Below are 10638 nucleotides of genomic sequence, written 5' to 3'. Positions count from 1 at the left end.
ATCATCGACGCTCTTTACGACGAAATGCCAAGAGAAGAGCGGGAGGCGTTGCTGGAAGCTAAGCAGCAGCTGGAACAGAAGGTCTACCTGGGCAAGGTGATGCGAGACTTGCGGATCGCTTTAGAGCCGGTTGCAATCAAGTCCCAGCTTAGCCCCCAAGGCAAGCAGATTTTCTGGAATATCACGGCTGGCGGCTACCAGCTCACCGGGGTTGGTCTGGCCAGCCAGGCGGCCATGCTTTTTAGCGGCCGCTAGGGCTTGCTTTGCTTTAAAATTAGTGGTACAATATTGGGCGATTTAAAAGGCTGAAGTTCAGGATTTTACTGATATATTGTCCAGTAAAATGATAAAGACAAAAACGACTGGTTCGTTTTTGTCTTTTTTATGCCCAAAATCCCGGCCTTTTTAAAATGTAACACAAATGTAATATTTGCTCTCTTCAACAGGATAGAAAGGATGTTTTCCTTGCTAAACGGACACGTAGTAAATTACGGACAACACCGGACAAGACGCAGCTTCTCACGGATTAAGGAAATCCTGCCGCTGCCAAACTTGACCGACGTACAGACTGAATCATACAAGTGGTTCCTTGACGAAGGCGTTAAGGAAGTTTTCGACGACATTCTGCCAATCAGCGACACCTCTGGCCGCTTGACCCTGGAATACGTCGACTACAAGCTGCAAGAACCTAAGTATACTGTCGATGAATCACGCAAGCACGACGCGACTTACTCCGCTCCAATGCACGTGACTCTGAAATTGACCAACCACGAAACTGGCGAAATCAAGACCCAAGACGTCTTCTTCGGCGACTTGCCGCTGATGACCAAGTCCGGCTCCTTCATCGTTAACGGGGCGGAAAGAGTTATCGTTTCCCAGCTGGTTAGATCACCTGGTGTCTACTACAGTGGCGAATTCGACAAGAACGGCCGGCAAATCTTCGGCACGACCGTCATCCCTAACCGCGGGGCTTGGCTGGAATTCGAAACTGACGCCAAGAACATTTCCTACGTCCGGGTTGACCGGACCCGGAAGCTTCCTTTATCTGTCCTAGTCCGGGCCCTGGGCTTTGGCTCCGACAGTGAAATCAAGGAAATCTTCGGCGACAGCGACACTTTGGACCTGACTTTGGACAAGGATGTTCACAAGAACCCAGCAGACAGCCGGGTAGCAGAAGCTTTGAAGGACATCTACGACCGTCTGCGTCCAGGTGAACCTAAGACTACCGACTCATCCCGGAGCCTTTTGGTTTCCCGCTTCTTTGACCCGCGCCGCTACGACCTGGCTGCTGTTGGCCGCTACAAGGTCAACAAGAAGCTGAGCTTGAAGAACCGGCTTTTGGGCTACACTTTGGCTGAAACCCTGGCTGACCCTGACACTGGGGAAGTTCTGGCTGCCAAGGGGACGGTTGTCAACAACGAAGTCATGGACGTTCTGAAGGACTACCTGGACCGCGACGACTTCAAGACTGTTACCTACACTCCATCTGACGAAGGCGCGATTCCAGAACCTGTAACTGTTCAGGAAATCAAGGTCTTCTCCCGTGAAATTCCAGACCGGGAAATCAAGCTGATCTCCAACGGTCACATTGACGAAGACGTTAAGTGCATCACTCCAGCCGACATCATCGCTGCTGTCAACTACTTCCTGGAACTCCAAGAAGGCGTCGGCAACATCGACGACATCGACCACTTGGGCAACCGCCGCATTCGCCGGGTTGGCGAATTGCTGCAAAACCAGATGCGGATCGGTTTGGCCCGGATGGAACGGGTTGTCCGCGAACGTATGTCAATTCAAGACGCGGCTACGGTTACTCCGCAGCAATTGATCAACATCCGGCCAATCGTTGGTTCAATCAAGGAATTCTTCGGTTCATCCCAGCTTTCTCAATTCATGGACCAAAACAACCCGCTGGGTGAATTGACCCACAAGCGGCGTATGTCCGCCTTGGGGCCTGGTGGTCTGTCCCGTGACCGGGCCGGCTACGAAGTCCGTGACGTTCACTACACCCACTACGGCCGTCTGTGCCCAATCGAAACGCCAGAAGGTCCTAACATCGGTTTGATCAACTCCATGGCCACTTACGCCATCATCAACAAGTACGGCTTCCTGGAAACTCCATACCGGCGCGTTTCTTGGGCAACCCACAAGGTTACCGACAAGATCGACTACTTGACTGCCGATGTAGAAGACAACTACATCATCGCCGGGGCCAACACTCCTTTGAACGAAGACGGCTCCTTCGTTGATGACGTGATTCTTTGCCGGCACCGGGAAGACAACGTCGAAGTAAGTCCAGACCGGATCGACTACATGGACGTTATTCCAAAGCAGGTTGTTTCCGTAACTTCCGCATGTATTCCATTCCTGGAAAACGACGACTCCAACCGGGCCTTGATGGGGGCCAACCACCAACGTCAGGCTGTTCCTTTGATCAACCCGCATGGTCCGCTTGTGGCTACTGGTATGGAATACCGGGCAGGTCACGACTCCGGTGACGCTTTGCTGGCTGAAGCAGACGGTGAAGTTGAATACGTGGACGCAAACGAAATCCGCGTCCGCCGCGAAGACCAGACTTTGGATACTTACACCCTTGAAAAGTACCGCCGGTCAAACGCGACTAAGAACTACAACCAGACGCCAAACGTCAAGCGCGGCGACAAGGTTGTTGACGGCCAGGTAATTGCCAACGGTCCGTCAATGGCTGACGGCGAACTTGCTCTGGGTCAAAACCCGGTTATCGCCTTCACCACTTGGAACATGTACAACTTCGAAGACGCCATCATGCTGAGCGAACGCCTGGTTAAGGAAGACGTCTACACTTCAATCCACATTGAAGACTACGACTCAGAAGCCCGTGACACCAAGCTGGGGCCGGAAGAAATCACCCGGGAAATCCCTAACGTTGGTGAAGATGCCTTGAAGGACCTGGACGAAAACGGGATCATCCGGATCGGTGCCGAAGTTCACGACGGCGATATCCTGGTCGGCAAGGTTACCCCTAAGGGGATCACTGAACTGAGCGCTGAAGAAAGACTGCTGCACGCCATCTTTGGTGAAAAGGCCCGTGAAGTCCGTGATACTTCATTGAAGGTACCTCACGGCGGTGGCGGTGTGGTTCAAGACGTTCAAGTCTTCACCCGCGAAGCCGGCGACGAACTGGCACCAGGCGTCAACACCCTGGTCCGGGTCTACATCGTGCAAAAGAGAAAGATTCAAGTCGGGGACAAGATGTCCGGTCGTCACGGTAACAAGGGTACGGTTGCCTTGGTTGCTCCAGTTGAAGACATGCCTTACCTGCCAGACGGTACTCCAGTCGACATCTGCTTGAACCCAATGGGTGTGCCATCACGTATGAACATCGGGCAGCTGCTTGAAATCCACTTGGGCCGGGCAGCCCGGGCCTTGGGTATCCACGTGGCTACTCCAGTATTCGACGGGGCCAGCGAAGATGACGTTTGGGACTTTGTCCGCGAAGCCGGCGTTGACTCAGACGGTAAGACTGTCCTTTACGATGGCCGGACCGGTGAACCATTCCACAACCGGGTTTCAGTCGGGGTTATGTACTACCTAAAGCTGACTCACATGGTCGACGACAAGATCCACGCGCGGTCAATCGGGCCTTACTCACTTGTTACCCAACAGCCTTTGGGTGGTAAGGCGCAATTCGGTGGCCAGCGTTTCGGTGAAATGGAAGTCTGGGCTTTGGAAGCCTACGGTGCAGCCTACACCCTGCAAGAAATCCTGACCTACAAGTCTGACGACGTTGTCGGCCGTGTCAAGGCCTACGAAGCGATCGTCAAGGGCGAAAGAATTCCTAAGCCAGGCGTGCCTGAATCATTCCGCGTTTTGGTCAAGGAACTGCAATCATTGGGCCTGGATCTGCGCGTTTTGGACAGCGACGAAAACGAAGTCGAACTGCGCGACATGGACGAAGACTCAAATGAACACGTAAACATCGATACTTTATCTCGCCTTGCGGAAGCGCAAGAAAAGAAGAAGTTGGCCGAAGAAGAGGCCGAAATCGCCGCGGAAGCTGAAGCAGAAGGTGCAGATGCAGCTGAAGCAGATGCTGATGCAAATGAAGCTGAAACTGCTGACGACGACAAGGCTTCAAAGTAATTGGGAGGTTAAACTTTGATCGACGTAAATAAGTTTGAAAGCATGCAGATTGGTTTGGCTTCACCAAACAAGATCAGAAGTTGGTCTTACGGGGAAGTTAAGAAGCCGGAAACCATCAACTACCGGACTTTGAAGCCAGAAAAAGACGGTCTGTTCGATGAACGGATCTTCGGGCCGACCAAGGACTACGCTTGTGCCTGTGGCAAGTACAAGGGCGTTCGCTACAAGGGGATCGTCTGTGACCGGTGCGGGGTTGAAGTAACGACCTCTCACGTGCGCCGGGAACGGATGGGCCACATCGAATTGGCTGCTCCTGTAACCCACATTTGGTACTTCAAGGGTATTCCGTCAAGAATGGGGCTGGTTTTGGACGTATCTCCAAAGCAATTGGAAGAAGTCATCTACTTCGCGGCCTACATTGTCATCGATCCAGGTGACACTGGCCTGGAAGCCAAGCAGCTCTTGACTGAAGCTGAATACCGGGAAGAAAAGGCCAAGTACGGCAACCGCTTCGTAGCCAAGATGGGTGCCGAAGCTATCCGCGACCTGCTTAAGCAGGTTGACCTGGACAAGGAAGTTACTGCCCTTAAGGCAGAACTGCAAACCTTGAAGGGGCAAAAGCGGACCCGGGCCATCCGCCGGCTGGACATCCTTGATGCCTTCAGAAACAGCGGCAACAAGCCTGAATGGATGGTTATGGAAACTGTTCCGGTTATTCCGCCGGACTTGCGGCCAATGGTTCAACTGGAAGGTGGCCGTTTCGCCACTTCAGACTTGAACGACCTTTACCGCCGGGTTATCAACCGTAACAACCGGTTGAAGAAGCTGCTGGACATGCACGCTCCTGGCTTGATCGTGCAAAACGAAGAGCGGATGCTGCAAGAAGCAGTTGACGCTTTGATCGACAACGGCCGCCGGGGCCGCCCAGTTGTTGGGCCAGGCAACCGGCCACTGAAGTCTATCTCACACATGCTGAAGGGTAAGCAAGGGCGTTTCCGTCAAAACTTGCTTGGTAAGCGTGTTGACTACTCCGGCCGTTCAGTTATCGACGTTTCTCCAAAGCTGAAGCTTTACCAATGCGGTGTTCCGCGTCCAATGGCTCTGGAATTGTTCAAGCCATTCGTTATGCGGGAACTTGTCCGTCGGGGTATTGCTTCCAACATCAAGAACGCCAAGCGCAAGATCGACCGTGAAGACGACGACATCTGGGACGTATTGGAATACGTCATTAAGGAACGTCCAGTTCTTTTGAACCGGGCACCTACCCTGCACCGTCTGTCAATCCAGGCCTTTGAACCAGTTTTGGTCCCAGGCAAGGCCCTGCGTTTGCACCCACTGGCTTGTGAAGCATACAACGCCGACTTCGACGGTGACCAGATGGCCATCCACGTGCCGCTGTCAGACGAAGCTGTAGCTGAATCCCGCCTCTTGATGCTGGCTGCCCACCACATTTTGACTCCTAAGGACGGTACGCCAATCGTTACTCCGTCCCAGGACATCGTTTTGGGTAACTACTGGCTGACCCAGGCTGAAATCGGCCGGGAAGGCGAAGGCATGATGTTTGCTACTCCAGAAGAAGCAACCATTGCCTACAACAACGGCGACATTCACTACCACACCATCATCGGTGTGTCAGCAGCTTCAATGCCGAAGAAGGACTGGGGCGCGGGCCACGAAGACAGCATTTTCGTAACTACTTACGGCCGCTTGGTCTTCAACTCCCTCTTCCCAGACGACTACTTCTACATCAACGAACCAACCCAGGACAACTTGAAGCAGCCAATGGCTGACAAGTACTTCCTGGAAGACGGCCAGGATATCCACGACAAGATTGCTGAAGTTGGCCAGGACCTGGTGGCTACCCCATTTAAGAAGGGCTTCCTGGGTGACACTATTTCTGAAATCTACAAGCGCTACCGGGTACAAAGAACTTCTGAATACCTGGACGACTTGAAGGAAATGGGCTACTCAGCTTCAACTATCTCCGGCTTGACTATCGGTATGGCCGACGTTCCGGAAACCAAGACCAAGGATGCCTTGGTTGCTGAAGCCCGCAAGCAGGTTAAGCAGGTATCCAAGATGTTCCGCCGGGGCAAGCTGTCCGACAAGGAACGTCACGACAACATCATCAAGATCTGGACTGACTGTAAGGATGCCGTTCAACAGGAAATTGCCGAATTCAAGGACCAAAAGAACCCAATCTCCGTCATGCAGCAGTCTGGTGCCCGTGGTAACATCTCCAACTTTACCCAGCTGGCTGGTATGCGTGGTTTGATGGCCACTCCAAGTGGTGAATTGTTCGAAATCCCGGTTATCTCCAACTTCAAGGAAGGTCTGACCGTTCTGGAACTGTTCATGTCCACTCACGGCGCCCGGAAGGGGATGACTGACACGGCCTTGAAGACCGCCCAGTCTGGTTACCTGACCCGTCGTCTGGTAGACGTTGCCCAGGACGTTATCATCCGTGAAGACGACTGTGGCACTGACCGCGGCATTACTGCCAAGGCCATCGTTGACAAGGATGCCGGCTTGATCGAATCACTTTACGACCGTCTGGTAGGCCGCTTTACCAATCGGACTGTCCGTGACCCGCAAACCGGTGAAGTCATCTGCCCTAAGGGCGTCCTGATGGATGAACAAATGGCGCAGAAGATCGTTGATGCTGGCGTGCAGGAAGTCCAAATCCGGTCAATCCTGACTTGCAACACTTCCCACGGTATCTGCCGGAAGTGCTACGGCCGGAACCTGGCCACTGCCGAAGAAGTTGAAATCGGTGAAGCAGTTGGTACGGTTGCCGCTCAGTCAATCGGTGAACCAGGTACCCAGCTGACCCTGCGTACTTTCCACACCGGTGGTGTTGCCGGCGCAGAAGACATCACTCAAGGTCTGCCTCGTGTGCAAGAATTGTTCGAAGCCCGCAACCCTAAGGGTCGCGCGGTCATCTCTGAAGTTGACGGTGTTGTTGACAAGATCGAAAGCAACGCGGCTGAACACTTGCAGGAAATCACCGTTAAGGGCAAGATCGACACCAGAGTCTACACCATTCCTTACACTGCTAAGCCAGCAGTTCAGGAAGGTGATGAAATCCACCGTGGTGACAAGCTGATCCCTGGTTCTATCGACCCTAAGGAATTGATCAAGGTAACTGACACCTTGACGACTGAAGAATACATCCTGGCTGAAGTCCAGAAGTCATACCGGACTCAGGGTGTTGACCTGGCCGACAAGCACGCCGAAGTCTTGACCAGACAGATGCTGCAGAAGGTCCGGGTTCTTGACCCAGGTGAAACCGACATCTTGCCAGGTGAAGTCATGGACATCGCTGAATTCCGCGACAGAAACCGTGACGTCATCATCAGCGGCGGGATCCCGGCTACTGCCCAGGCTGACATTCTGGGTATCACCAAGGCTGCCTTGGAAACCAACAGTTTCCTGTCAGCTGCTTCCTTCCAGGAAACTACCCGTGTTCTTACCGACGCGTCAATCCGCGGCAAGAACGACCCGCTTCTTGGTTTGAAGGAAAACGTCATCATCGGGAAGATCATCCCAGCTGGTACTGGTATGCCAATTTACCGCGACCAAGTGCCAAAGGCCGATGTTCAACAACCAGACTCAGTTTACTCAATCGCTGACCTGGAAAAGAAGATGGAAGACGAAAACAAGGAAACTGAAAGCAAGTAATTCAGTTTGATTAACAAAAAACGTTCGAATGGCTCAAAGTCATCCGAACGTTTTTTGTTTTGCCCTAAAGGAAAAATTGGAGGTTGAGGCCCCAGAATAAGTAGGGCAGGAAGGCGAAGGGTTCTTTACCTGGCCGCTTTTGCCAAAGCGCGTGGGCGATGGCGAGCAGGGAGGCAAGCAAGAAACTCTTTAGGGCAACAAGGCCAGAGAAGTTTAGGACCGTAATTATATAAAACCAGACGTCCCCGCTGCCCATTTTCCCTGTAAAAGCAAGCCAGACCAAGACTGCCAGAAAAAAGGCAGCCTGCCCCAGGCCTTCAGTATTTGGTGCCTGAAAAAACTGTATCAGCCCGGTGACCAGCGGCACGACGAGCAGGTAAGTGTCAAAAGACTGTTCATGCAGGTCGCTGACGACCATTAAAAATAAGTTGATTAGAAACGGTAGGAAAATGCCAAAATCTTCAAAATTGGAGTCAGTATGAACCGATAAATTGCCGGCCAGGATGATGTAAGGCAGGTCATCCGCCGGCCAGCTTTTACACTCAAGAAAGGTATTATAACGGTAGCGGTCGGCAATGAGAGCTGCCAAAAGACCGCAAGATAAAGATATGATTTTGCTGAGCATATTTTTCCCTCCAATTACTATTACACCTTTTTGGCCAATATTTTTTTAAAAGGCAAAAAATTTAGATGGTAGGGAAAATCAGTTTTAATTGTTCAGCACGAATTTTTCCAAAGCCTGGGCAATCCCGTCTTTATCATTGCTTGCGGTCACATAGTCAGCAGCTTGCTTGACCAAGTCATTGCCGTTGCCCATGGCTATGCTGGTGCCGGCAAAAGCAAACATGTCTAAGTCGTTTCTCTCATCGCCGATGGCCATGACTTCTTCTGGCGCGATTTCCAGCCGGCCGCAGAGTTCTTTCAGTCCTTGGCCTTTATTAACCTTGGGATTGAGCAATTCAAGGAAGCGGGCGTCAGTCCGCAGAACGTTGAAGTCCTGTCCCCAGTCTTCCTTGACCTGGTCTTCAACTCTGTCCAAAAGAGCTTCGCTGCCGACAAAGCAGGCCTTGGCGATAGCCTGGCCCTTTTCCGGGAAGTCTTCGACATTTCTGACGTAAAGGACGGCCTGGTTTTCGTAAGCCTGCTGGTAAACCATCGGGTCAATGTCGTGGTTAGGTGTGATGATCCGGGATTCAAAGTCAACGATATTGAAGGGAAGCTTTAAAGACAGGGCGTAGGCCGTCAGCTGCCGGTAAACTGAGTTGGCGATCAAGTCGCTGGTCATGATTTCCCCGCTGGCCTTGCGGCTGATTGCCCCGTTTAAAGTCACGGCGTACTGGTCTTCGCCCTTAATCCCCAGCTCATCCATGTAAGGGGCCAAGCCGGCAATTGGCCGGCCGGAGCAAAGGACGACCTTAACGCCGCGTTCAAGTGCCTTAGAGATGGCTTCTTTGCTGCTGGACTGGATTTGCCCTTGTGAGTTGAGCAGGGTGCCGTCAGTATCGATTGCAATTAATTTGATCATTTTTTACCTCATTTTTTCATTTCTACTAACTGCAAATTAATATTTTTCGTCTAAAACCAATCTTAGCATAGATGGAAAACGCTGTCATCGCGTGAAGAAGCGCAGCTTTTTCCAGACAGGAAATTCTTGAAAAAAAGCTTTGCATTGGCTGGCAAATGGAGTATACTAACAGATGTATGTTTTGAAGATTACTCCGCGAGGCAAAAAAGAAACTCCCGGATATGTGAACAAAATGATATATAAATTTAGGAGGAACTAGTTAATGCCAACCATTAATCAATTGGTTAGAAAAGGCCGTCACTCAAAGACTACTAAGTCAAAGTCACCAGCCTTGAACTACAGCTACAACAGCATGAAGAAGGAACAAGTCTTCAACCCAGCACCACAAATGCGTGGGGTTGCGACTCGTGTCGGTACTATGACGCCAAAGAAGCCTAACTCAGCTTTGCGTAAGTACGCCCGTGTACGTCTTTCAAACTTGACTGAAGTTACTGCCTACATCCCAGGTGAAGGCCACAACTTGCAAGAACACTCAGTTGTCCTGATCCGTGGGGGCCGTGTAAAGGACCTTCCTGGTGTACGTTACCACATCGTTCGTGGTGCCCTTGACACTGCTGGTGTTGACGGCAGAAAGCAAGCTCGTTCCAAGTACGGTGCTAAGAAGGGTTAAAGGAGGACTTAAATAATGCCAAGAAAAGGTCATGTTTCAAAGAGAGACGTTTTAGCAGACCCAGTTTACAACTCAAAGCTGGTTACTAAGCTGATCAACCACTTGATGAAGGATGGTAAGAGAGCTCAAGCTTCATCAATCTTGTACGATGCTTTTGACATCATCAAGGACAAGACTGGCAAGGAACCAATGGACGTCTTTGAAGAAGCCATGAACAACGTTAAGCCAGTTTTGGAAGTTAAGGCTCGCCGTATCGGTGGTTCTAACTACCAAGTTCCTGTAGAAGTTCGTCCAGAAAGACAAACTACTTTGGCATTGCGTTGGCTTGTTTCATACTCCCGCCTGCGTAACGAACACACTATGGATGAACGTCTGGCAAACGAATTGATCGATGCCTCAAACAACACTGGTTCAGCCGTTAAGAAGCGTGAAGACGTGCACCGTATGGCAGAAGCCAACCGTGCCTTCGCTCACTACCGTTTCTAATCTAGTGCTCGTTATCTAAGGAGATAGAAAATTATGGCTAACAAACGTGAATTCTCATTAGAGAAGACTCGCAACATCGGTATCATGGCCCACATCGACGCCGGTAAGACTACTACTACTGAACGTATCCTTTACTACACTGGTAAGATCCACA

General features: G+C 51.4%; 8 protein-coding genes. 6 read left to right on the top strand and 2 right to left on the bottom strand.

The window, feature by feature from the left end:
- The 3 genes from ACI32D_RS00900 to rpoC all read left to right on the top strand — a co-directional run.
- A partial coding sequence (locus ACI32D_RS00900; RefSeq protein WP_439774792.1) for a bacteriocin immunity protein occupies window positions 1-255 on the top strand: 255 nt, incomplete at its 5' end.
- A gap of 201 nt (window positions 256-456) precedes the next feature.
- Entirely contained in the window at window positions 457-4122 is a 3666-nt protein-coding gene (gene rpoB / locus ACI32D_RS00895) for a DNA-directed RNA polymerase subunit beta (RefSeq protein ID WP_439774791.1), read from the top strand.
- Between the two features lie 15 nt (window positions 4123-4137).
- A complete protein-coding gene (gene rpoC, locus ACI32D_RS00890) occupies window positions 4138-7803 on the top strand; it encodes a DNA-directed RNA polymerase subunit beta' (protein WP_439774790.1) in 3666 nt (1221 codons plus the stop codon).
- Window positions 7804-7867: 64 nt separating this feature from the next.
- On the opposite strand, the gene ACI32D_RS00885 is transcribed toward rpoC, so the two are convergent.
- A complete protein-coding gene (locus tag ACI32D_RS00885) occupies window positions 7868-8428 on the bottom strand; it encodes a hypothetical protein (RefSeq protein ID WP_439774789.1) in 561 nt (186 codons plus the stop codon).
- An 84-nt stretch (window positions 8429-8512) separates the two neighbouring features.
- On the bottom strand, window positions 8513-9328 hold the full coding sequence (locus ACI32D_RS00880) for a Cof-type HAD-IIB family hydrolase (RefSeq protein ID WP_439774788.1): 816 nt from the start codon (window positions 9326-9328) through the stop codon (window positions 8513-8515).
- Window positions 9329-9590: 262 nt separating this feature from the next.
- Between ACI32D_RS00880 and rpsL the strand changes: the two genes are divergently transcribed.
- The 3 genes from rpsL to ACI32D_RS00865 all read left to right on the top strand — a co-directional run.
- Entirely contained in the window at window positions 9591-9998 is a 408-nt protein-coding gene (gene rpsL, locus ACI32D_RS00875; RefSeq protein ID WP_003613306.1) for a 30S ribosomal protein S12, read from the top strand.
- 15 nt (window positions 9999-10013) lie between these two features.
- A complete protein-coding gene (rpsG, locus tag ACI32D_RS00870) occupies window positions 10014-10484 on the top strand; it encodes a 30S ribosomal protein S7 (RefSeq protein WP_002878218.1) in 471 nt (156 codons plus the stop codon).
- Between the two features lie 33 nt (window positions 10485-10517).
- Window positions 10518-10638, top strand: a 121-nt coding sequence (locus ACI32D_RS00865) for a GTP-binding protein (protein ID WP_439774795.1), incomplete at its 3' end; no start/stop codon positions are given.

Source organism: Lactobacillus sp., from assembly GCF_051873315.1.
Taxonomy (GTDB): domain Bacteria; phylum Bacillota; class Bacilli; order Lactobacillales; family Lactobacillaceae; genus Lactobacillus.
Note: the sequence above shows the minus strand (reverse complement) of the source record. Positions and strands in the feature narration are given on the sequence as shown.